Annotated in this window: 22 protein-coding genes and 2 pseudogenes; 14 read left to right on the top strand and 10 right to left on the bottom strand. The window is 57.7% G+C overall.

The genetic code is table 11. The features are described 5' to 3' along the window. Positions 1 to 73: 73 nt before the first annotated feature. Positions 74 to 2,044 (top strand): DNA ligase D, encoded by a 1,971-nt coding sequence (ligD, locus tag AXG89_RS31125; protein WP_062174375.1) that lies wholly within the window; start codon positions 74 to 76, stop codon positions 2,042 to 2,044. 198 nt (positions 2,045 to 2,242) lie between these two features. On the opposite strand, the gene AXG89_RS31120 is transcribed toward ligD, so the two are convergent. Then, positions 2,243 to 2,551, bottom strand: a complete 309-nt coding sequence (locus tag AXG89_RS31120; RefSeq protein WP_062174372.1) for a hypothetical protein — start codon at positions 2,549 to 2,551, stop codon at positions 2,243 to 2,245. A 151-nt stretch (positions 2,552 to 2,702) separates the two neighbouring features. On the opposite strand from AXG89_RS31120, the gene AXG89_RS31115 reads away from it, so the two are divergent. Beyond that, a complete protein-coding gene (locus tag AXG89_RS31115; RefSeq protein WP_062174371.1) occupies positions 2,703 to 3,086 on the top strand; it encodes a hypothetical protein in 384 nt (127 codons plus the stop codon). A 127-nt stretch (positions 3,087 to 3,213) separates the two neighbouring features. Here the strand turns inward: AXG89_RS31115 and AXG89_RS43735 are convergent, their stop codons facing one another. Then, complete coding sequence (locus AXG89_RS43735) at positions 3,214 to 3,510, bottom strand: hypothetical protein (RefSeq protein WP_062174369.1); 297 nt, start codon at positions 3,508 to 3,510, stop codon at positions 3,214 to 3,216. An 89-nt stretch (positions 3,511 to 3,599) separates the two neighbouring features. Here AXG89_RS43735 and AXG89_RS31105 point away from each other — a divergent pair, with 89 nt between their 5' ends. The 3 genes and pseudogenes from AXG89_RS31105 (at position 3,600) to AXG89_RS31095 (ending at position 6,363) form a co-directional block, all read left to right on the top strand. Then, a complete protein-coding gene (locus tag AXG89_RS31105; protein WP_062174367.1) occupies positions 3,600 to 4,043 on the top strand; it encodes a LexA family protein in 444 nt (147 codons plus the stop codon). Then, positions 4,040 to 5,311 carry a Y-family DNA polymerase gene (locus AXG89_RS31100; protein WP_062174364.1) on the top strand — a complete coding sequence of 424 codons (1,272 nt, stop codon included), beginning with the start codon at positions 4,040 to 4,042 and terminating at the stop codon, positions 5,309 to 5,311. The genes AXG89_RS31105 and AXG89_RS31100 overlap by 4 nt, the downstream gene beginning before the upstream one ends. Before the next feature lie 92 nt (positions 5,312 to 5,403). Next, positions 5,404 to 6,363 (top strand): annotated as a pseudogene (locus AXG89_RS31095) (SOS response-associated peptidase family protein). A gap of 123 nt (positions 6,364 to 6,486) precedes the next feature. On the opposite strand, the gene AXG89_RS31090 reads toward AXG89_RS31095, so the two are convergent. Further along, positions 6,487 to 6,888: a hypothetical protein gene (locus AXG89_RS31090; protein ID WP_069638450.1), complete on the bottom strand. Its 402-nt coding sequence runs from the start codon at positions 6,886 to 6,888 to the stop codon at positions 6,487 to 6,489. A 305-nt stretch (positions 6,889 to 7,193) separates the two neighbouring features. Between AXG89_RS31090 and AXG89_RS43730 the strand changes: the two genes are divergently transcribed. Beyond that, a complete protein-coding gene (locus tag AXG89_RS43730; RefSeq protein WP_119024728.1) occupies positions 7,194 to 7,379 on the top strand; it encodes an H-NS histone family protein in 186 nt (61 codons plus the stop codon). Positions 7,380 to 7,518: 139 nt separating this feature from the next. Here AXG89_RS43730 and AXG89_RS31080 read toward each other — a convergent pair whose 3' ends face one another. Both AXG89_RS31080 and imuA read right to left on the bottom strand, forming a co-directional pair. Beyond that, complete coding sequence (locus AXG89_RS31080) at positions 7,519 to 7,848, bottom strand: hypothetical protein (RefSeq protein WP_144029410.1); 330 nt, start codon at positions 7,846 to 7,848, stop codon at positions 7,519 to 7,521. A gap of 19 nt (positions 7,849 to 7,867) precedes the next feature. Then, positions 7,868 to 8,578, bottom strand: coding sequence for a translesion DNA synthesis-associated protein ImuA (gene imuA / locus AXG89_RS31075; protein ID WP_062174358.1), 711 nt, complete (start codon positions 8,576 to 8,578; stop codon positions 7,868 to 7,870). 295 nt (positions 8,579 to 8,873) lie between these two features. On the opposite strand from imuA, the pseudogene AXG89_RS31070 reads away from it, so the two are divergent. The 4 genes and pseudogenes from AXG89_RS31070 to AXG89_RS31055 form a co-directional block, all read left to right on the top strand. Further along, positions 8,874 to 9,065, top strand: a pseudogene (locus AXG89_RS31070) (IS3 family transposase); the annotation flags it as partial. Continuing rightward, positions 9,055 to 9,432, top strand: a complete 378-nt coding sequence (locus tag AXG89_RS31065) for a hypothetical protein (protein ID WP_144029411.1) — start codon at positions 9,055 to 9,057, stop codon at positions 9,430 to 9,432. The pseudogene AXG89_RS31070 and the gene AXG89_RS31065, both read left to right, overlap by 11 nt. Before the next feature lie 121 nt (positions 9,433 to 9,553). Then, positions 9,554 to 9,910 carry a type II toxin-antitoxin system RelE/ParE family toxin gene (locus AXG89_RS31060; protein ID WP_062174144.1) on the top strand — a complete coding sequence of 119 codons (357 nt, stop codon included), beginning with the start codon at positions 9,554 to 9,556 and terminating at the stop codon, positions 9,908 to 9,910. Then, on the top strand, positions 9,907 to 10,230 hold the full coding sequence (locus AXG89_RS31055; RefSeq protein WP_062174010.1) for a helix-turn-helix domain-containing protein: 324 nt from the start codon (positions 9,907 to 9,909) through the stop codon (positions 10,228 to 10,230). Before AXG89_RS31060 ends, AXG89_RS31055 begins: the two co-directional genes overlap by 4 nt. Before the next feature lie 284 nt (positions 10,231 to 10,514). Here the strand turns inward: AXG89_RS31055 and AXG89_RS31050 are convergent, their stop codons facing one another. Further along, positions 10,515 to 10,889, bottom strand: coding sequence for a hypothetical protein (locus AXG89_RS31050; protein ID WP_062174354.1), 375 nt, complete (start codon positions 10,887 to 10,889; stop codon positions 10,515 to 10,517). Between the two features lie 679 nt (positions 10,890 to 11,568). Between AXG89_RS31050 and AXG89_RS31045 the strand changes: the two genes are divergently transcribed. After that, on the top strand, positions 11,569 to 12,135 hold the full coding sequence (locus AXG89_RS31045) for a hypothetical protein (protein WP_062174013.1): 567 nt from the start codon (positions 11,569 to 11,571) through the stop codon (positions 12,133 to 12,135). 21 nt (positions 12,136 to 12,156) lie between these two features. On the opposite strand, the gene AXG89_RS31040 is transcribed toward AXG89_RS31045, so the two are convergent. Both AXG89_RS31040 and AXG89_RS43725 read right to left on the bottom strand, forming a co-directional pair. Then, positions 12,157 to 13,530, bottom strand: coding sequence for an LPD7 domain-containing protein (locus AXG89_RS31040; protein WP_162916161.1), 1,374 nt, complete (start codon positions 13,528 to 13,530; stop codon positions 12,157 to 12,159). Continuing rightward, entirely contained in the window at positions 13,494 to 14,324 is an 831-nt protein-coding gene (locus tag AXG89_RS43725; protein WP_062174350.1) for a LysR family transcriptional regulator, read from the bottom strand. Before AXG89_RS43725 ends, AXG89_RS31040 begins: the two co-directional genes overlap by 37 nt. A 137-nt stretch (positions 14,325 to 14,461) precedes the next feature. Here AXG89_RS43725 and AXG89_RS31030 point away from each other — a divergent pair, with 137 nt between their 5' ends. The 3 genes from AXG89_RS31030 to AXG89_RS31020 all read left to right on the top strand — a co-directional run bounded on the left by AXG89_RS31030 (position 14,462) and on the right by AXG89_RS31020 (position 17,113). After that, entirely contained in the window at positions 14,462 to 15,226 is a 765-nt protein-coding gene (locus AXG89_RS31030) for an SDR family oxidoreductase (protein WP_062174348.1), read from the top strand. A gap of 73 nt (positions 15,227 to 15,299) precedes the next feature. After that, positions 15,300 to 16,091, top strand: a complete 792-nt coding sequence (locus AXG89_RS31025; RefSeq protein WP_062174346.1) for an SDR family NAD(P)-dependent oxidoreductase — start codon at positions 15,300 to 15,302, stop codon at positions 16,089 to 16,091. Between the two features lie 443 nt (positions 16,092 to 16,534). Further along, complete coding sequence (locus AXG89_RS31020; protein ID WP_335672005.1) at positions 16,535 to 17,113, top strand: DUF4142 domain-containing protein; 579 nt, start codon at positions 16,535 to 16,537, stop codon at positions 17,111 to 17,113. An 864-nt stretch (positions 17,114 to 17,977) separates the two neighbouring features. Here the strand turns inward: AXG89_RS31020 and AXG89_RS31015 are convergent. Beyond that, positions 17,978 to 18,985 (bottom strand): DMT family transporter, encoded by a 1,008-nt coding sequence (locus AXG89_RS31015; protein WP_062174344.1) that lies wholly within the window; start codon positions 18,983 to 18,985, stop codon positions 17,978 to 17,980. Further along, positions 18,961 to 19,998 (bottom strand): alpha/beta hydrolase, encoded by a 1,038-nt coding sequence (locus tag AXG89_RS31010; protein WP_062174342.1) that lies wholly within the window; start codon positions 19,996 to 19,998, stop codon positions 18,961 to 18,963. The genes AXG89_RS31015 and AXG89_RS31010 overlap by 25 nt, the downstream gene beginning before the upstream one ends. Between the last annotated feature and the right edge of the window lie 123 nt (positions 19,999 to 20,121).

The raw sequence follows: 20,121 nt of genomic DNA, 5'->3' as shown, positions 1-20,121 counted from the left end.
AATATGCCCGGCAACGGTCCTGCGCCCTGACGGGCACGGACCGTGCACTTCCCCCGGACCGAGGAGAGCCGCCATGCCAGGACGATGGAGCACGACGCAAAAGCGCGAACGCCCGGTCGCAAACGATCCGCCCGGCTCGATGCCTTCAATCATCGAACCTGAGCTCGCTACGCTGGCGAATCGTCCGCCTGCGTCCGGCGACTGGTCGTACGAAATCAAGTACGACGGTTACAGGATGCTGATCCGCATCGAAGGCGGTTCCGCCAAACTCTTCACCCGGAACGGACACGACTGGACCGATCGGATGCCGAAGCTACGGGCGGCGGTTGAATCGCTTCCTGTTGAAAACGCGTGGCTCGATGGAGAGGCGGTAGTGCTGAACGCGAGCGGAATGCCAGACTTCAATGCGCTGCAAAACGCGTTCGACCGGAGAAGCACCGCCAAAATCATTATTTTCCTCTTCGACATCCTTTGGCTCAATGGGGAAGATGTCCGCAGCGAGCCCTTGCGCGCAAGGCGCCAGTTACTCCACGACCTGCTCGAAGAGGTTCACAATCCGCTTATACGATACTCCGCGGACTTCGCTGAGGACCCGCAGTCTCTGGTCGCATCCGCTTGCAAAATGAACCTTGAAGGAATCATTGGCAAGCGCGGTGATGCGCCGTATCGCTCTGGACGCTCAAACAACTGGGTCAAACTCAAATGCAATCTTCGCCAGGAGTTTGTGATCGCTGGCATCTCGCGCAACAAGGGTGCGAAATCCGGGGTCCGCTCGCTTCTGCTGGGTGTCTATGATTCCAGTGGCGTACTGCACTACGCAGGCAACGTCGCGCCTTCAGTCAAAGCATCGCGTAACGACGCAATCTCGAAGCGTATCGAGCCGTTAAAACAGAAAAAGGCCGCGTTTGCCGTTGCTCCCGAGCCTGACCAGGACCGTGACTACATATGGTTGAAACCCGAGCTCGTATGCGAAGTATCGTTCCTGGAATGGACACCGAGCGGCGAGATCCGGCACGCAGTTTTCTATGCAATGCGCGAGGACAAACCTGCTCGCGCAGTCGTGAAAGAGCAGGGCGCGGTGATACCCGGCGAAGAAGTAGCTCCCGACGACGTGAGATCGTCTCGAGAGCGGGCGGGGCCGAGAGGAGCCGTCTTCATCGCGGATATCAAAGTAACGAACCCGACCCGGATTGTCGACGGCACGTCCGGCAAAACAAAGGTCGAGCTGGCGCGCTACTACGACGACATCTCAGAGTGGGCGCTACCCTATCTTCACAACCGGCCACTCACATTGGTACGGGCGCCCGACGGCATCAATGGCGAGCTGTTCTTCCAAAAGCATTCGGAGCGCGTGCGCATACCGGGTGTCGAAGAACTTCCGGTCGAGCTCCATCCTCGCCATCCGCCGTTGCTCGTTGCAAACAATGCAGAATCGCTTGTGGGACTCGCTCAAATGAGCGTCGTCGAGCTGCATTCTTGGAACGCCGTCGCACCAGACCTAACCCATCCGGATCGCGTCATCTTCGATCTGGATCCTGACCCGTCGCTGCCCTGGTCGGCGATGCTCGACGCCGCCTCGCTCACCAAGCTCGTGCTTGACGAGATCGGACTCAAGTCGTTCGCCAAGACGAGCGGCGGCAAAGGGTTTCATATTGTCGTTCCGCTCACACGTAAGCAGAGCTGGGCGGAAGTTAAGGGGTTCTCGCAAGCGCTTGCGCAACACATGGCGAAGGTCTTGCCCGATCACTTCTCAGCAGTCTTGGGGCCGCGAAACCGGGTTGGCAAAATCTTCATCGACTATCTGCGAAACAGCCGCGGGGCAAGTACGGTTGCGCCGTTCTCTGTTCGCGCGCGGCCCGGTCTGGCGGTGTCGATGCCCATTGCCTGGGACGAGTTAAAAGACGTCACTGGTGGCGATCAATGGTCGATGAGCTCAGCACTTGCCCGGCAACGCTCGCTCAACGCGGACCCTTGGGAAGGTTATTGGAAAACCCGTCAGGGCATCACGGTAGCGATGCGCCGCGCCATCGGCATGCAGCGTTGATGTGTTTGGTCACACTCTTCGGTAAGCAGTTGCGTACGGCTACGAGCGCTGCGCGATCGCGTCCGCGCAGATGGCCAAGACACGCTGAACCATGGTGCTTGATAAGTTCAGCGCCCTATCTCCCGTGAATAACGCTTGAACGTGCGCCTGCCGGACCAAACGCGTGCTCTTAGTTCATAGCAATGCGCTACGGGCCGCTCAAGACGATGCGGAGGTCCCGTCGTCCGGGGCGTCAAGCGCCAGATAGTTGCGAAGCGGCGTTCCGCCGGGTCTGGAGATGTCAATTAAAACGCGTTCTCCCGCCGTTACCGCTTCTGCTTCGGTCTGAAAAGCGGTGTCGCACGAGTGGACCTTAAACACCTGGCCATTAGCGATGTCCACGAGCTTAATGCTCCAGATCCACCCGCCGGATTGATGGCGAATAACAAGCTGAGGTTCGAGACGGGCGCTCATGGTATTTGCGATTTTTACCGGATTTGGAAAGCATATCAATAAGTCTTGCATCATTTTTTGTCCTACTCAACGCTCATGCTTTGTCTAAGTCAGTTAATAACAACCTCGTCAATACCGTGCACCAATATTGCTATTATGAGTGTTGTCTAGGCACAAGCTAGACAGATCTCTCTGCAAGGGTAATGAAACGAACTGGAACACATGTATGAAAGCGACCATCGTTTCTCATGAGGCGTTGCCTGACGGGCACGAAGAGATCCATCGATTTCGTTTTGTCCTTCAAGAAGGTGCAATCACACCGCCGGTTGTAGAAGCCATATCGCTCCGGACGGCCCGTGCCATCGTGTCTCACCTCGATGATGGAAACGCGTTTATCTCGATGCTCCGGGCTATCGTTGCTGCCGACCCGTCCGGATACGGTGCATTAGTCAACACCAGCTATGTAGACCAGTTCGTTATGGACGGTCCAGGCGACCGTTCGCCTGAAGTCGGCATGGGCTTTCAGAATGCTCATCCCTTGGAACCGACCGAAGGGAAACCGGATGAAGAGCCACCCCTGCTCGACGGTGTAAGCCCTGGCTCACCATAACTGACGTCTCTACCTCAAGCGCCTGATATCGCTGAGGCGCTGCCTCTCGTTAGCGAGGAGTAGCGCACTTCATCTACGCAGCTTCCCGCCCGAGATTCGATCGCGCAACCACCTTGCGCGCGATATCTTACGGCCCTCGGCCGGTCATTCGCTGACTGCACCTGATAGCGGTTCCGATGCAACTTCCGTCACACCCGTCGCAGTAGTGACGATCGCGAACGTCCTCGGACGCCTTCCACACGTTGTAGTGGTCGCTTGGCGGCGTTCCGACCGTGCGCCCGTTTTCGCGCGCGTAAAACGTCGGCTCGCCGCTCTTCCCGCGAGACACCGCTTCGTCCACCGAGTCGCCAAAGGCCGCTCGCAGTTCCGCAACGAAGGCTGCCATCTCCGGCATCGGATGCTTTCGCCGAACAAACATATCCATAACAGCCTCCGTAATCGACTAAAAAGGGGCAATTCAGCGTTTCAAAACCCGTTATAGAATACTGTACATCCATACAGTGTTGTCTGTCCATGAGCCGCCCGATCCCGATTACCGACGCCGCCGCAGGCTCATTTCTCATCGAAGTGCTAGCAAAGGTGCCGGCAGGGTTTCCCAGCCCGGCGCAGGATCACACGCAAAAGCGTATTGATCTCAATGACGTGCTGGTGCTCAACCCGATCGCAACGTTCCTGTTCCAGGTTGAAGGGGACTCGATGATTGATGCGAGGATCTTTGACGGCGACCGGCTGATCGTTGACCGCTCGATTGAGCCGGTCCATGGTCGTGTGGTCCTTGCCTGCGTCGACGACGAGTTCACGGTCAAGCGCTTGTACAAACGCTCGGGTGTCGTCCGTTTGCATGCGGCGAACCCCCTCTATCCCCCGATCACGTTTGTCGAAGGGCAGGCGATTAGCGTGTGGGGCGTGGTCACGTGGAATTTGCGTCAGCTGCTGCATCCGCAGAAACGTCGATGACCACCTTTGCCCTTATCGACGGCAATAACTTTTATGTCTCCTGCGAACGATGTTTCAAGCCGTCGCTCGTCGGAAAACCTGTCGTCGTACTCAGCAACAATGATGGGTGCGCAGTCGCGAGATCACAAGAAGCCAAAGATTTGAAAGTGGGAATGGGGCAGCCGTATTTTCAGATTCGCGACCTCGAGCGCACCAACGGCCTTATCGCACTCAGCTCTAACTACGCCCTGTATGCTGATCTCAGCGACCGCATGATGTCATTGATCGGCCAGTATTCGCCCGTCCAAGAGATCTATTCGATCGATGAATGTTTTCTCGACCTGGGCGGATTTCGCTGTGACCTGACGACCTATGGCCTTCAGATACGCGCCCAGGTGCTGCAGTGGATCGGTATTCCCACGCGCATTGGCATCGGTCCCACGAAAACGCTCGCGAAAATGGCGAACCACATCGCGAAGAAGAATGTGGGGCGCCTCTGGCATGGTGTATGTGACATCGGCGTGCTGACGCCCGACGAGCGCGACAACATCTTTGCGAGCGTAGACGTTGGCGAGGTCTGGGGCGTAGGCCGCAAGATCGGCGCGCGTCTGCATGAGATGGGTGTCGAAACGGTGCTGCAATTTAAACGCGTGAGCCCATCGTTCATCCGCAAGCAGTTTTCTGTCGTGCTCGAGCGGACTTTGCTCGAGCTGAACGGCATCGCCTGCTATGGATTTGAAGATGCGGGGCAACCGCAGAAGCAAGTGCTTTGCTCACGCAGCTTCGGTCATGTCGTCTATACACTCGATGAGCTGACGCAGGCCGTCACGCAATTTGTCGCGACCGCGGCCGAGCGATTGCGTCGCCAAGCGTTGCACGCCAATCAGGTTCAGGTTTTCATTCGCACGAGTCCGTTCAAGCGCGACGACCCGCAATACAGCCGTGCCATCAATGTTCCGCTCGTTTCACCGACGTCGGACACCCTGACGCTGGTCGACTCGGCATTGTTCGGGCTGCGTCAGATATATCGGGAGGGTTTTCGGTATGCAAAGGCCGGGGTGCTGCTTCACGAGTTGCAATCGATCTCAATTGAGCAAGGTGAGCTCTTCGGTCGTGATGCCAGCCGGCAGGCGAAGATGATGGTTGCACTTGATGCGATCAACGACAAGTACGGACGTGGGACATTGAAGGTCGGCGCCGTTGAGCAGCGCAGAACATGGCACATGAATCAGGACAGGCGCAGTCCCGCCTACACGTCCGACTGGGCAGCACTTCCGATTGTGCGATAGGTCTTGTCGGTGGAGAAGGGTGATCACCTCTTCGACCAGCGCTGGCCACGCGGGTATCATGGTTCACGAACAAGAGATGGAGAGCATTCGTCATGTGTTACTCGGCTCAGATCACCGCGGACTATCGCAAGTATGTGCACGTGTATGGCGCGGACATCGACATCGATGAATTCTTTCGACTGTTTTGGGACCGTCGAAGCGGCAGCAAGTCGAAAATCCCGAAGGCCATGGAAGCGCCTTTCCTGATGCCGCAAACGGATGCAGAGGCGCGCATCAAAGAAGCGATCGTCGAGTTCTCTGCCGAGCAAACGGCGAAGCTCGAAGAGGACCTGTTCAAACAGCGCACGCGCTTAGCCGACGCCGAGCGTACGCTGCTGACAAAGACCACCAAAGCGGCGACCGAAAGCCAGCGGATTGCGACCGATAAGATCGCTTGGATCCGTGGCAAGCTGGAGGACTTCAACCGGACTGAGCTGAAGGACCGTGACTCACGGATCTTTCCTGGCCAATACGCGCCGGTGATGGTTGTCGAAAATGGTCAGCTTGTGGTGAAGCCAATGCGTTATCAATGTCGTCCCGCCGGCAAGCCGGCGTTCTACGACACCAAGTACCCCGGAACGTACAACGCGAGACGAGACAACCTCGAAGGGTTCTGGAAGGGGCTCTTCGGATACACACATGGCGTGATGCTAGTGAGCGCGTTTTATGAAAACGTACCGCGTCACCGTGTCGAGGCTCGTGAGTTGGCTGAAGGCGAGAAAGAAGAAAACCTCGTCCTCGAGTTCAAGCCAATCCGCCGCAGGACATGTTGATCGCGTGCCTGTGGTCGAACTGGACAGGCAAGGGTAAGCCGGACCTGTTGTCGTTTGCTGCCGTCACCGACGATCCCCCTGCGGAAATCGCGCTCGCTGGACACGACCGCTGTATCGTGCCGATCAAGCCCGATAACATTAAACGCATGGCTCAATCCAGACCCGGCCAACCTGGCGGCTCAGTACGCCATTCTCGACGATCGTCATCAGCCGTATTACGAGTATCGGCTCGCAGCTTGAGCCGAGGAGAACCGCGAATACGTTCGGTGATCGTAGACGCTCTGACCGCCGCCCGAACCTCCATTCAGAAGGCCGACTAGGTTCACCGAGTGAAGTTAACAGCAGCGTGGCTGCGGGATAAGTTCAAGAACGAGCGCGTCTGATTGCTTCCACTGCCGTCGCGCTGGCGAGGTCCGCGTAGAGTTCGGCCCACTTGCCAAGGAGCGATGAATCGTCGGTGAGGAACAGGGGGTGTTCAGCCCATACACTGACCATGGGTCCCTTCCAACCCAGTTCGAAAATACGAAGGTCTTCGTCGTCGCTCACGCCCGAATCGACCAGGTCGACGAAGGACGCGAGGTTGTACAGATAGACTTCGAGCGGCTCGATGTCAAAGAGCGCCGCAAGTACAGATGTTGCCCGCTTGGACGCAGCTTCTCGGCTGCCGGCCATCAGGAAGACGATGCGTTCGTCGTTACTGTTGGGCTTACCGAATATCACACGGTATAGGGATGTCCTGCACCGATTGCTTAGTTGCGTGCTCATTTTAATTTTTGTCCTGACCTAATGTCGAATCGTCCAAGGGTCGATTGCGCTTCGCCGTCACACGGCCTGGTCAAAGTACAATCGGCACAGAGCGGCGCACGTAACTGCTTTGCCGTATCTTCGTTTTTGGAACGGCCGGAGCCATGATCGGTCGAACTCACATCACTAATCATAGAAGAAAACACGACCCACATGACGAACACTGGCTACCGCGCCCTGCTTGCGCAGCGTGAAGCACTGGAAAAGCAGATTGAAGAATTGAGAAACGCGGAGCGGGTGACGCGATCGAATGGATCCGCGAGCAAATGGCCCTATACGAAGTCAAGCCCGAAGACCTCGAGCCACGCAGTAGCCGCGGCCCGCGGAAGCAATCGGCGCCTGTCGCTGCGAAATACCGTGATCCCGTATCAGGCGCGACCTGGAGCGGTCGCGGCAAGCCCCCTCGCTGGATCGCGGGCCAGGATCGCGACACGTACGCAATCACTGACTGACTCTCGCCACGATACCGAGCCCACGATGTTGTCCACACAATTTGTGGACAGCGTTGTGGACAACATCACTTGAAAGCCCATAAGTCGTTGTAGTTCCAACATTTATCGAACCCGCCTCGATGTGCGTCATGGGCCCCCGTCAGTCGACCAATGCAGGTTCGGGCTCGGGTGGCTCAGATGGCTTCGTTCCCTTGGGCGCCGGCTTGATCTCGGCGAGGACGGTCTGCCGCAGGTGCTGCTTGACCAACAAAAGCCGTAATTTTTCGAGCGCGACCAATTCACCTAGATTCTCTTGCCGCCATGCCTGATGAATTGATTTGAAATAACTGTCGACTTCGTTGATCACACCCCGGCTGAACTGAACTTCCAACACGAGCCGCTCGATATCTTCGTTGCCTCGGTACTTCTTCCAAAGCGAACGTAGTTCCTTCAGGCTCAGTGGCGCAAACTCAGGGAGGGCTTTGGCCATGGCATCGATCCCCATCGCGTTATTCAGTGACCGCGGCGTGCTCGACCGCAGGCACGGGCAGTTCGACCGTGCGCCGTTGAACGCGACGATGCTCGCTGATCAAGTTGGGCGACGGAGAGAGTTTGACCATAATCGGCGCCGGCGCAGCGGGGCCTTTCCGCTTAATCAGTTCGACGGCGATGCCTTCAGCGACGCCCCGAACAGCAAGTCTAAGGGGCGCCGGCGACGAGTCCTGGGCACGCGCCAGCGGTCGCATGACGACAAACAGCATCTCGGAACTCTGTGCCGCCAGCAGCAGGCGCCTGAGCGACTCGGCGCGAATATGTTGCTGCCAGAGCACGAGTGCACCGCAGCTGCCTGCTCTCAGGATCTGCTCCGCGCTCCACAGCGCATCGGATGATTTAGCTGCCTTCAGCCACATGAGCTTGCCTGGATCAATGCCCATAAAGGCGTAACCGTGCGCATTGGGGATCTGCTGCGGGGCGATCAGTGCAATCGAGCGCTTATCCGATACCGCCGCCATGGCAGGACCCAGCAGGCGCATTTCGCCGATCCCCGGCTGCTGTAAAAGCAGCTCGGTCATGGTTCCCAACGGCCAGCCGCCGCCAGGCAGCTCGGCTGATAGCGCTGCGTAACCCGTGTCCACGGTACGCCCATGGGCACGCGCCAATTGCGTCCCTCGCCAAAGACTTGGGTGTAGCGATTCGATGTCTTTCGGTAGGGCGTTCATAGCAAGCACTGTATATCCATACAGTATCGTACACCGGATCGCGGATGCCAGAACGCGAAATTTGAAAACGCGAAAATTAGGCTGACGCGGGACCGACCCAGTTACAAACCAATCGCTTTCCGCTCACCCACCCTTGAACAGTGGCGCGATGCGCCAAGTGTGCGAGAGCCTGGCGGCTCCCGCACGCGAGGTTGCATGTGTGGGAACCACGTCGCCGCGCTCCATTTTTTGCCTGTCGTTCAAAGTGAACCGCCCCGGATTTTGAGGAGGCTCCAACCTCTGAGAAGATGGAGCCATGAACAAGTCGAACAAGTTTTCACCTGAGTCCCGTGAGCGCGCCGTGCGCATGGTGCAGGAGCACCGCGGAGAGTACCCGCCGCTTTGGGCTGCGGTGGAGTCAATTGCGCCCAAGATCGGGTGCGTGCCGCAGACCCTGTTGGTAAGGGTCAAGCGCCAGGAGGTTGATACCGGGGTGCGTGAACCTGTTTGCATTCTGTGTGGCTTCGACGCTCGATAGCGTCACCGGCACCGAAGCCGCGCACCCCGTCAACGCACTCGCTGACTTGCTCGAAGTCGATATGACCAAGTGCTGGGCGCCGACGCAGAGTAGCTATTTGAACCACGTATCGAAGGCGCGAATTGCGGAAGTCGTATCGACGGCGGTTTCCCCTGAAGCCGCTACGCTGCTCGCTGCGATGAAGAAGGGCGATGCCGCAGCGACCGCCGAGCTTCACCTTGCCGGTACCGGCAGGCTTCCGGAAGTGCTGGTGAAGCGGGATACGTCGGACGGTGCTCCCGACGAGTACCAGAGCGATGAACTAACGGCCCCGGAAGATGAAGAAATTCTGGATTGAGCGGGGAGTCCAAGCGTAGGGATCACGGGGCGCATCCGAAGAAATTCGGATGCGTCTTATTTTTCGTCAGCCGAGCGTCGATGAGCTTGTGATTTATACCCATTTGTATATAATGAACGGTATGGAAAACATCAAGACTCTGCGCTGGATCGCGTCTTCCAAGAAAGACCTGAAAGCGATGCCCGAAGTCGTACAAGACACTTTTGGATTCGCGCTGCATCAGGCCCAGATAGGTCTTAAACACGTGGACGCGAAGGCGCTCAAGGGATTTGGTTCTGCGGGAGTACTTGAAGTGGTCGAATCGGCGGAAGGCGGGACTTACCGGGCGGTCTACACGGTGCGTTTTGCCGACGCGGTGTATGTGCTGCATTGCTTTCAAAAGAAAGCGACCCACGGAATCGCGACACCGAAGCCGGATATGGACCTGATCAGAGATAGACTCAAGATCGCGGAAGAACTTGCCAAGGAAAGGAAATGACCGACTACGAAGAAAGCAGCGGCAATGTCTATACAGACTTAGGATTGGCCGATGCGGAGGAAATGCTAGTCAAGGCGCAACTCGCCTCAAAGATTGGCGAGATCATCAAGGGCCGCCGATGGACGCAACAGCAAGCAGCGGAAGTGCTGGGCATGACACAACCCAAGCTGTCCAATTTGCTGCGCGGTCAATTCCGTGGTGTTAGTGAAGCGAAGATGCTCGAATGTCTCGCCAAACTTGGGCGTGACGTAAAAATCGTTGTCGGCCCGGCACGCCGTTCGACCAAACCGGGCCATGTTGAAGTGGTGTTTGCTGCATAGCATTAGCTTGACGCTGCAAGTGAATGCAACAAAAAGCGCTGAACCACAAGAGGGTCAGCGCTTTTTTAATTGGCAAAATATTTAAATCCATACTCCATGTTTATACAAGCTTCCATTGCAGACCGCTTTTTAGCGTAGTTATGGGCGCACTGCAATGATGGATTAAGAATCGCCAGCGTTTGGCTTAAATCGATTTGGAAAAAATTGTGCAGTTTCAGCGTCGATTTTTGCTCTACTTTGTTTAGGCGAGAGCAGACGAAACTGAGCAGGCGTCAACTTAGCGGTCATCCAGTCCTCCGGTAGCGTTTCAACGCTAGTTTTGTTTGGCGAAGCGAAGCGTCGCTTTGTTCTTGCGATGTTGTGTGAGCCATGCTTTTTAATTCGGACGTTCTTGTGGCTGTGTATAGAGGAATGGGATCTTTCTTCTCCGTCGGATTAGCAGCCTGTTTTTTTCGAAGTCGGTAAAGGATGTTATCGAAGTTTTTTAGGCTTAACGCAATGCCGTAACGGGTTAGCGTTTCGAGCACGGCGGTTCTCTGAACGCCTGCGCTCAGGGCTCCCTCAATTTCAACGAAATGCTCGGCCACACGCGCGGTGACGGAGCGCTTATCCGACTCGCGCGAGAGTGCGAGAAGTGCGGTTTTCAGGTCGTCTGTCATATCGGCTCTGGATGTTGTCGTTTGAAGCACGAGATAGCGTTATTGCGGTAATTTTGCAGTACTTTTGAGGATAAGAAAAGTAGATGCGCAGTAGTTTGAAGGACTTTGGAGTGCTATTGCGGAATTATGAGTATTAGTTGAAATTTCAGGATTAACGGAGGCACGTTGCATATGTTCGACAAAAAATGCTTCGCACTTTTTCCCGAACATATGGTGCCAAAAGGGGTGTCCCCTTTTGAAACCCCGACGGCTATGCCGTCAGGGTCGCGCCCACTAGGCGCTCCTTGTGCACGATTCATCCCTCCATTGCTCAAACGCATGTGGAGGGCACGCCAGACCGAAAATAGGTTAATACTGGACCGAGCCACGTCCGCGTAACATCCCGCCGGGTTCAGTGCCAAAATTGTCTAATATGGAAACACGCTCGACGAGATCGCCACCGTTCGATCCACGAGTACGAGCAAGTGCATTTAGGCTCTTGTCGACTTGAACGCGAATCACAGTACACGTATTGGCTGAAATTAAAGTCCCAAGAAACGTAAATTTACGTTGTTGCTAGCCGTATTACGAGGAAATAGTCATGCACTTGGATTGGAATGTCATACCAACATTGATACCCGCATTATCGGGACTAGGCGGAGTTTGGTTAGGAGGATCGCTAACTTCCAAACGGGAGCGAATGAAAGAGGTTGCTTTATCGGAAAAAGAAACTACCTATTTGGCAATTCTTGTCGTTTCACATCTAGATCGGTTTGTCGATGGTTGTGTTGCAGTCGTAGGTGATGACGGCACAAGTTATGGGCAACCCGCTGGAGAGGGCGGAATTTATCAAACAACCGTCAAGACGCCTGACTTCGATCCCCTCACGCTTAATGTTAATTGGAAGTCGCTACCATCCAATTTAATGTATGAAATCTTGAGTTTGCCATATCAAATTGAAACACTAAATCGCAAGATCTCAAACGCGGGCGATTATGACGACCCGCCTGAATATGCAAGCTTTTTTTGGGAACGACGGCACGGGTATGCTGCAATGGGTTTGGAATTCGTGCGAATAGCGAAACTACTTCGGCAGCACGCGAACCTTCCTCCGCTACCGTCAATCAACGGTGAATGGAGTCGCGATAAATTTTTGAGTGACCAAAAAATTCGGTTTGAGAAACTGCGGGACGATCACCAGCGAACAATGCAGCCAGTGCCGCTGGCAAGCGCGACGGTAAACGTACCAGGAGCGCCAGCCGGGTAATCTAGTGTGCCAACCAAACCCTTATAACGATGGCGCAAAGGGACTGGGCGGACGTAAGTCGCCATCCGGCACCGGATCCGGGTCTTGAATGGGACCTGGGGCACGATCAGGCGCTACCGGCTGCGATGCTACCGGGATATCGCGCACGCGTGACCGATCTTGCGTTCGCGTCTCAACAGCCGCCGCGCGATCGCCGATCAGCTCGACACGCCGTGCTTGCATGATGTCGTTAAGAGAATTGTCGGAGAACTCGACATACAAGCCCGCTTCTGCCGCGACTTTCGCGGCTTCCCGTTGCATTTCGACCGGCCCTTGCAGCTTGAGTGCCGGTCCGAACTTGGCGTGCGCGAGGCGCAAAGCCGCTTCAACTGCAGCACGATCCGTTTGCAGCACGCGTACCGCGAGGCCGTGATCCCGAACCACGCTGCGCCCGTCGTGCCGATAGGTCACGGCGCCGTCCCGATGCACTTCGTAGCTCAAGTACGGCGCCCGGTAAATGATTTGGTTGTCGTAGCCTGATCCGCTCGGATCTTCTGCGTCCTCTCCTGTGGACGCTTGACGCTTCGGGCGCGCGTGCTCTTCGCCAGCCGATATGATCCAATTCTCTTCAGGTTGAGGTGCTTCCGAGATCGTGGGACGCATCCGGCGCAGCTCGACCAATGCGCGGGTGTCGCCGGCTTGCGCGCGCGCCTGCAGGAACTCACCAAAGGTCGCGCCGTGACGCTGACCATACTTCGCTTTCAACCCTTCGCGCTCGAGTTGGATCTGACCGCGCAACGTCTGTTCTGCGTCTGCCTTGGTCATTCGGGCGATCGACGCCAGCGCGCGCCGGCCGGACGGCCGCAAATCAAGATGGTTGCGTGCCGCGTCGCGAGCGACATTGAAAGTCTGCTTGATTTGAGCGCGGCGTGATTGTTCGCTGGATTGCTGCGTCGCCATGGCGTCCTGGCGCGCGCGCCGGAAAACGTCCCGGTCGATCGTGTACTCGCGCCAGAGTGCGGCACGTGGAAGCTCGCGGGCTAAGGGGAGGGCAGCGCCCGACATCTGACGCTGATACGAACCGCTAAGGATCTCGGATGCGTCGCGCCAGGGCAGGTGCAGTTCCTTGGTCAAGAAATCCGAGACGTTCAAACGCCGGGCACCAGCGCGGATTCGACTCGCACCATCGTGGCCCACCGTGATTCCGTATTTCTCCGGCCGCACGCCGTGGGAGTGCGACAGCTCAGCAAGCAGTCGACGTGGTTCCAGGTTCGCGCGAATGACCGAGTATTCGTCGCCGGCGGAACGCTGCGCGGCCCGTTCGCGCTCGTCGCGCATACGCTGCGACAGCACGCTATCGGCGCGTCGACCGGTTGCCCTTACGCCTGGTCGCTCGCGATGGCGATTCCGTCGCATGCTATCCGTTGGTACGGTGCGTTCGTGCTCCAGCTCGTGAAGTGCATGATCCGGCACCAGCACTGCACGTCGTGGGGCGAAGCGGTCCACAGGGACCCGGACATACCTCGCATACCGTTGAAGGCCGGGGACGGCGTTCCTTCGGAATCTGGGAGAGCGCCATGCTGCCGGTGTTCGGGAATAGTTCCGCGGGATCCGCCGGGGATGTCGCGCCGGGAATCGGGCGGGAGGCCGCCGAGGCTTCCCGATCCGGGGCCGCGTGGGAATCTGGCGTCGAGCCGTGGATCGACTCGAGATCCGACTCCGGCGCTTCTGTCGAATTCATGTAGTCGTCCATCGCCGCGAACACGTCCGTCGCCGGCGTCGCGTTCGCCGAGTGCTCGTGCTTTGCCCGGTGCATATCCACCGGATGCGCCATCTGGTTGTCCGCTTGGTTGTCGTCCTGATCCTGAATCATAATAATCATCCAAATGTTTTGAATAGAACGCGTCACGCCGCTGTTCAAGCATGGCCAGGCGTCCACGCGGTTCGACCGACGCGGATGACACAAGCCCCTCTGTGTCAGCGACATCGTCGAGGATGGACTTGCAACGGGCGTAAAGCGTCTCGCCGCCCTCGGTCAGGGACAGCGTGCGTGACGTGCGATTCAAGAGGCGCGTGCCCAGATGCGCTTCCAGTTCGTTCACGTAACGGGTCACGTTGGCGGGCGAGGTGCCGAGCGCATCCGCTGCGCGCGCAAAGCCACTTCGGCTCACCACCGTGACGAAAACCTCGAAGGCGCGCAGGCGGTCCATGCCACCCTCCAATCATTCGCAAAAACTGACTGATAGGACCATGTTTTAGGCCTTTCCGCCATCAGGACTGAAGCCTATATTGCTTTCACGGCCAAGGCATAGGGCACTGGCCGACCCAATGCATCAGGAGATAAAACATGCAACGCTTGACGGGAAAAGTCGCCATCGTGACGGGTGCCAGTTCGGGAATTGGCCGCGCGACTGCAAAGCTGTTCGCGAAGGAAGGCGCCAAGGTGGTCATTGCGGCGCGCCGCGCGGCGGAACTTGAAACGCTCGCCGCGGAGATAGTCAGCGAAGGCGGCGAAGCCGCATATCTGGCCGGCGATGTGCAATCAGAGGACTTCGCGAAGGCGCTGGTCGCACTCGCCGTAAGCCGCTTCGGCCGTCTGGACATCGCCTACAACAACGCCGGTACCCTGGGCGAGATGGGCCCGACCACCGGCATTTCCGAAGCTGGCTGGAACGCCGCGCTTGCGACCAATCTGACCAGTGCCTTTCTGGGAGCGAAGCATCAGATTCCCGAAATGCTGAAGCACGGTGGCGGATCGATCATCTTCACGTCGACGTTCGTCGGTTATTCGTTCGCGTTCCCTGGCACCGCGGCCTACGCGGCGAGTAAGGCCGGACTCATCGGCTTGACGCAGGCCCTCGCCGCCGAATACGGCGCGCAAGGCGTGCGCGTCAACGCGGTGTTGCCGGGCGCGGTGGACACAGAGATGTATCGCGGCATGAACGACAGCAGCGAATCGCAGGCGTTTGTCACCGGGCTGCATGCACTCAAGCGCGTCGCAAAGCCAGAAGAACTGGCGCGTTCGGTGCTGTATCTCGCATCGGACGATTCGTCTTTCGTGACCGGCACCGCCTCACTGGTCGATGGTGGCGCATCGATTACACGTACGTGAACCTCCTGGCGGCATCCGACGTTCAAGATCCGATGTTGCCATTTTTCATTCATCTATTGAAAGGAAATCACTTGTGGACCTGAATCTGACAGGCAAACTTGCACTGGTGAGCGGAAGCACCGCCGGCATCGGTTTCGCTATCGCCAGCACGTTGGCTCAGGAGGGCGCTCGTGTGATCGTGAACGGCCGCTCCCAGTCATCTGTGAATGACGTGGTCGCGCAGCTGAAAGCGGAGACGGGCAACGACGTGCAGGGATTTGCGGGCGACCTCAGTACGGCAGCTTCAGCAGAAGAGCTCGCGCGACGCTATCCCGACGTTGAAATTCTGGTGAACAACCTAGGCATTTTCGAGCCCAAGCCATTTGAAGAGATCCCCGACGCGGACTGGAAGCGGTTCTTCGACGTCAATGTCTTGAGCGGAGTACGTCTCGCCCGCCTGTTTTTGCCGGCGATGAGGCAGGCCAACTGGGGGCGCATCATATTCATTTCGAGCGAAAGCGGGGTGCAGATTCCAGCTGAAATGATCCACTACGGGATGACCAAAACCGCGCAACTGGCAGTCTCGCGCGGCCTCGCCGAAGCCGTCGCCGGCACGGGCATCACAGTCAATAGCGTGCTGCCGGGGCCAACGAAATCGCGGGGAGTGGGCGAATTCGTGGAGACCCTCGCAAAGGCCGACGGCAAATCGTTTGAAGCGTTCGAAAAGGAGTTCTTCGAGAAGGTCCGTCCGACATCGCTCATCAAGCGATTTGGTTCGCCGCAGGAAATCGCGTCGCTCGTGGCCTATATCGCCAGTCCGCTTTCGTCGGCCACGACGGGAGCTGCGTTGCGTGCCGACGGAGGCGTTATAAAGAGCGCCTTCTAGGCCCACGCCAGCATTGGGCCGGGCTCTTCACATGTTTCCTCGATCGATATTTCGACGCAAGCGGCCCGGCTAATGCGCTTCTTTTGCGAGCCACGTGCCGATCAGCCATGGGCCTGGCTGATCGGCATTCTCACGCTGGTGTGGTATTTGCAGCCTATTGGTAGCCCGGAAAGTCGGGTAGTCAGCCGGGCCCGAATGATGGACTTGGCCCGTGCTGCGTGATTGAGCGAGTGCCCGCTGTACCTCGGAAACTGCCCTTGATGTGGCGTTGAACCAAAGGGCCGAAGAGGGGCGGTTGCGGCAGTCACGGCCGATCGCATACTTTGCATGTGCTTTGTGGAACCTGTCGCGCGAATCGATTTGCCAGTCAAGACCAGGACGGTTTTGGGGTAAATTGGACAGCGTGGAATGCGACGAACGCCGCAAAATTCGCATTACGTGCGGTGGCGGTCGCTCAAGGACGACGTCAGATGGGAGCAAGGATGAAAGGCAAACGCACTGCCGCCGTGCTGCTTTTCGGTCTCGCATGGATAAGTCACGCGTTTGGGCAAGGGGAACGTCTGACCGATGGACAAATTGCCGGCGTCGTTTTCGTGGCGAATCAGGCGGAAATTTCGGCAGGAGAGTTTGCGTTGCGCAGAACCCAGTCCAGGAGCGTGCAGGCCTTAGCAACGCGGATCGTTACGGAACATGCGCAGGTCAATCAGGAGATCATCGCACTGACGCAGAGACTGGCGGCAAACCTGCAACGAAGTGCGACGAGCGAAGCACTAATGAAACAGAGCGTTGACGACCTTGCGAGGCTTAACGAAGTCGAGACGAGTGGATTCGACGAAGCGTACCTTGATCGGGAGGTCGTCTGCCTTCAGCATTTGGTCAAAAACGTGGATACGTTCATTCGGTCTACGACGAGCGTGGAACTGAAGATGCTCCTGGTCCGATTTCGCCCGTCCTTCATCTTTCATCTGGACCAAGCTCAACGATTGAAGTTGGCGATAGGCACTCCGGAAATCGGGCGATAAGTCTGGGCAAGCGCAAACTTCCTTGAGTTGTTTTTTTGAACATACGCGGTGATCCCTGCCGCGCTGTGAATCTAACGTGCCGTGAGCGACCCGGTTCAGCGGCGGGCGGAGGACGGTCAAGAAGCGACGTTCACTGGAAGACGCAGTTGGACATTCGAGCGTCCGTAGCACTCGGGAAAGCAGTCAGTCGCTTGTCATGACTTTGATTAGACGATCAAATTGTTGTTATCGTTCCACGGTCGCACACAAGCAGCTAAGCGCATCGGATGTTCTACAGAAACACGCGTCAAGCGCTACGGTTTTGCGCACTGAAGACCGCCAGAAAGCTGCATCAAGCAATCCACCGATGGTGTCTCATGCATTGCGGAAGCGCCTTTATCCGGGTATGGGGCAGCGTAAGCACGAGTACATTCGCGCCGCCCGGTGCATGAACAAGCGGCCCGACGAACGGCGGATTCACTTGGTCGGGAAGTGTCGGCGCCATGTCAGCGGCCCAGGTAGACACCTGACTCGCGATCGTGAGCATTCGTCCCAGATGACACAAGCCCTTCCCTCACGATCGTATTCCTTCGTGATTGTCTGTAAGCACCCGGCAAAGTGAGGGGTAGGCTAGATCAGGGGTGCCCTCGTGTGCGATGACGAAAAAGGCTTTCAATTGCGGGCGTTGAAGCAACGCCATGTTGGATGTAGTCACCAAAAGTGCGAGGAAATGCCCGCCGCCGCAGTGAAAACCGCCTGTAGGTTTGGCCAACAAGCCAGAAGACCCTGACAGGATGACCGCGCCTCCGAGAATGGCTCTTACTCCGTCGCTGGAACCTACAACACTTACAACTGTGCTCGGTTCATCTTTGCGCGGCCCCTATATCAGGTCCGTCCACCGCAGCGGCTCGTGGCGGAGTGCGGCGGTGTAATAGTGCTGCACGACGAAGGTGCAATCTTTGCTCGGGTTCCTACCATAAGCGCCACGCCGGCAAGAGTGATGCTGGCGGCGATCAGCTTACCCAAGCCCACGGGCTCTTTCAGAAAACAGGCGGACAGGACCAGTGCAATCACGGGAGCGACGTAGTTGAAGCTGTTGGCCAGCAATGACGATGCGCTTCGGCTCAGTGCGAGAAACACGGCATATCCGATCAGCGTGCTTGCGACGACGAGAAAGGCGAGGACGCCCCATGCGCGAAGCGGTACCGTCGACGGATGCAACGACGCACTTATACCGGTGAACCAGACGATCAGCGCTAGTATGATGCCCGTCGGCAGGAGTTGAGCAGCCAGTCCGATCGCCGGGTCGCTGGGCAGCTGCAAGCGCGATGTTCCGAGCGACCCCGCAGCCCACAGCGCTGAAGCGGTGAGCGTCATCACGGCACCGATCGGGCGGAAGCCATTCCCGGACGACGACAGTAAGCCCATCGCGGCCAGACCGATCAGGCCCAATCCAATACCCATAAGCTGTCTCGCGCCAGGTGTCTCTCGAAAGAAAACCCATGCGAAGAGCGCGAGAAATACCGGCGCAGCGGATCCGAAAACCGATGCGACGCCAGCGGGCAGGAAATGCGTTCCCCAGATCGCAAGCGTCTGGCTGCCGATCAGCATGACCGGGCCCAACACCGCGGCGCCTGCGAGTTCCGGAGCCGATGCCGGGCGACGACGCCACCGCCACGCCGCGAATGGCGAAATTAGGATCGCTGCAATACCGAACCGCAGCGCAGCTAGCATCAACGGGTGAAACGCTTCGCCGCCCACCTTGAACGCCAGGAAATTGAGGCCGTTGTACAGCCATTGATAGCCAACGCCGATTATGACGAGCCCTTTACCGAGCGTCTGGGGCGATCCATGGCTCCTCGCCGCTGTCAAAGCTTCTTGCTTTGAAGCCATGCTTGGATCTCCCGAACGAGTTCCTGCTTGCGTTCTATCGGCAGCCAATGCGCACCGCGCAGATTTGTTATGGTCAGGTCTGCGCAGGCTGCGCGCATCGGGTCGCCCGAACGATTTCCGTTGATGGTGTTGATCGTATCGAGATCGCCGTTGATGAATAGAACTGGCTGCGAGATGTGCCCGTTATTCGGTGCCTTGTGGGCGTATGCAATATTGGCGTCGTCGTTCAGGTACCACGCACAGGGGGCGCGGAAGCCGTGAGCCTCGAACGTGCTCACCAGCACGGCGAAGTCTGCTGCCGGCCAGAGGGCAACATCAGGTTCTGTCGGAGGTGCTTGGTGTGCGGCGCCGAAACGACCTCCCTTGCTAGTGACCAGCGCATTTGGCGTGGGCTTGCCCATGCTGGCGGGGTCGCCGCGTCGGTAAATCGACGCAAGGGATGCGGCCTTGTCGGCATCCAGATCGGCGACAGCCGAGTCGAAGTGTTTTGTGTAATAGCGGTAATAGTCCCATTGACCATCAGGATACTTATCGGCCGGATAGATCGTTCGGTCGACCAGCGGGACGAGCGTTGGCAAGGCGTTCGCGTCGGGGAAATACGGCACCGAGACCAACACGGCGCCACGGCTTCGCTGAGGCTCATGCGCGACCATCGAACTAACAATGACACTGCCCCAGTCGTGACCTACCCAGATTGCGGGCTTGCCGCCGAGGTGGTCATGCAACTCCGCCATGTCCGCGACGACCTGCTCGTTAGTGTAGGCGTCGCTGGCTGACGGCGCGGAAGAACCGCCGTAGCCGCGCATGTCGGGCGCAACGCAGTACCAACCCTCGGCGGCGAACGCGGCCATCTGAGCGCGCCATATCAGGCTGAGCTGAGGCCAACCGTGGAGGAACATCATCAGCGGTCCGTTGGCAGGCCCGGACTCGAGATAGTGCGTACTGTGGCGCGGCGTGCTGAACGTGCGCGAAGCCAGCGTAGAGGAAGGCGCGCTCCATGCCGCGCCCGACATCGAAACAACGCCTACAATTGAGGCGACCCCCATCCTAGCGAGGACGGACCGGCGGCTCAGCGTCGGCCCGGCAGCGGACATGATCTGCATAAGCGGAGCGGTGGCGGAGTGTTTAATTTTAGG

This window comes from Burkholderia sp. PAMC 26561, assembly GCF_001557535.2.
Taxonomy (GTDB): domain Bacteria; phylum Pseudomonadota; class Gammaproteobacteria; order Burkholderiales; family Burkholderiaceae; genus Caballeronia.
This window is presented reverse-complemented; position numbering and strand designations above follow the sequence as displayed.

What these genes read in the sequence shown, in the direction of transcription:
- ligD (WP_062174375.1), top strand. Translation starts at nt 74, where the DNA reads ATGCCAGGACGATGGAGCACGACGCAAAAGCGCGAACGCCCGGTCGCA.
- AXG89_RS31120 (WP_062174372.1), bottom strand. Translation starts at nt 2,551, where the DNA reads ATGATGCAAGACTTATTGATATGCTTTCCAAATCCGGTAAAAATCGCA.
- AXG89_RS31115 (WP_062174371.1), top strand. Translation starts at nt 2,703, where the DNA reads ATGAAAGCGACCATCGTTTCTCATGAGGCGTTGCCTGACGGGCACGAA.
- AXG89_RS43735 (WP_062174369.1), bottom strand. Translation starts at nt 3,510, where the DNA reads ATGGATATGTTTGTTCGGCGAAAGCATCCGATGCCGGAGATGGCAGCC.
- AXG89_RS31105 (WP_062174367.1), top strand. Translation starts at nt 3,600, where the DNA reads ATGAGCCGCCCGATCCCGATTACCGACGCCGCCGCAGGCTCATTTCTC.
- AXG89_RS31100 (WP_062174364.1), top strand. Translation starts at nt 4,040, where the DNA reads ATGACCACCTTTGCCCTTATCGACGGCAATAACTTTTATGTCTCCTGC.
- AXG89_RS31090 (WP_069638450.1), bottom strand. Translation starts at nt 6,888, where the DNA reads ATGAGCACGCAACTAAGCAATCGGTGCAGGACATCCCTATACCGTGTG.
- AXG89_RS43730 (WP_119024728.1), top strand. Translation starts at nt 7,194, where the DNA reads ATGGCCCTATACGAAGTCAAGCCCGAAGACCTCGAGCCACGCAGTAGC.
- AXG89_RS31080 (WP_144029410.1), bottom strand. Translation starts at nt 7,848, where the DNA reads ATGGCCAAAGCCCTCCCTGAGTTTGCGCCACTGAGCCTGAAGGAACTA.
- imuA (WP_062174358.1), bottom strand. Translation starts at nt 8,578, where the DNA reads ATGAACGCCCTACCGAAAGACATCGAATCGCTACACCCAAGTCTTTGG.
- AXG89_RS31060 (WP_062174144.1), top strand. Translation starts at nt 9,554, where the DNA reads ATGGAAAACATCAAGACTCTGCGCTGGATCGCGTCTTCCAAGAAAGAC.
- AXG89_RS31055 (WP_062174010.1), top strand. Translation starts at nt 9,907, where the DNA reads ATGACCGACTACGAAGAAAGCAGCGGCAATGTCTATACAGACTTAGGA.
- AXG89_RS31050 (WP_062174354.1), bottom strand. Translation starts at nt 10,889, where the DNA reads ATGACAGACGACCTGAAAACCGCACTTCTCGCACTCTCGCGCGAGTCG.
- AXG89_RS31045 (WP_062174013.1), top strand. Translation starts at nt 11,569, where the DNA reads ATGAAAGAGGTTGCTTTATCGGAAAAAGAAACTACCTATTTGGCAATT.
- AXG89_RS31040 (WP_162916161.1), bottom strand. Translation starts at nt 13,530, where the DNA reads ATGCGACGGAATCGCCATCGCGAGCGACCAGGCGTAAGGGCAACCGGT.
- AXG89_RS43725 (WP_062174350.1), bottom strand. Translation starts at nt 14,324, where the DNA reads ATGGACCGCCTGCGCGCCTTCGAGGTTTTCGTCACGGTGGTGAGCCGA.
- AXG89_RS31030 (WP_062174348.1), top strand. Translation starts at nt 14,462, where the DNA reads ATGCAACGCTTGACGGGAAAAGTCGCCATCGTGACGGGTGCCAGTTCG.
- AXG89_RS31015 (WP_062174344.1), bottom strand. Translation starts at nt 18,985, where the DNA reads ATGGCTTCAAAGCAAGAAGCTTTGACAGCGGCGAGGAGCCATGGATCG.
- AXG89_RS31010 (WP_062174342.1), bottom strand. Translation starts at nt 19,998, where the DNA reads ATGTCGGGCGCGGCATGGAGCGCGCCTTCCTCTACGCTGGCTTCGCGC.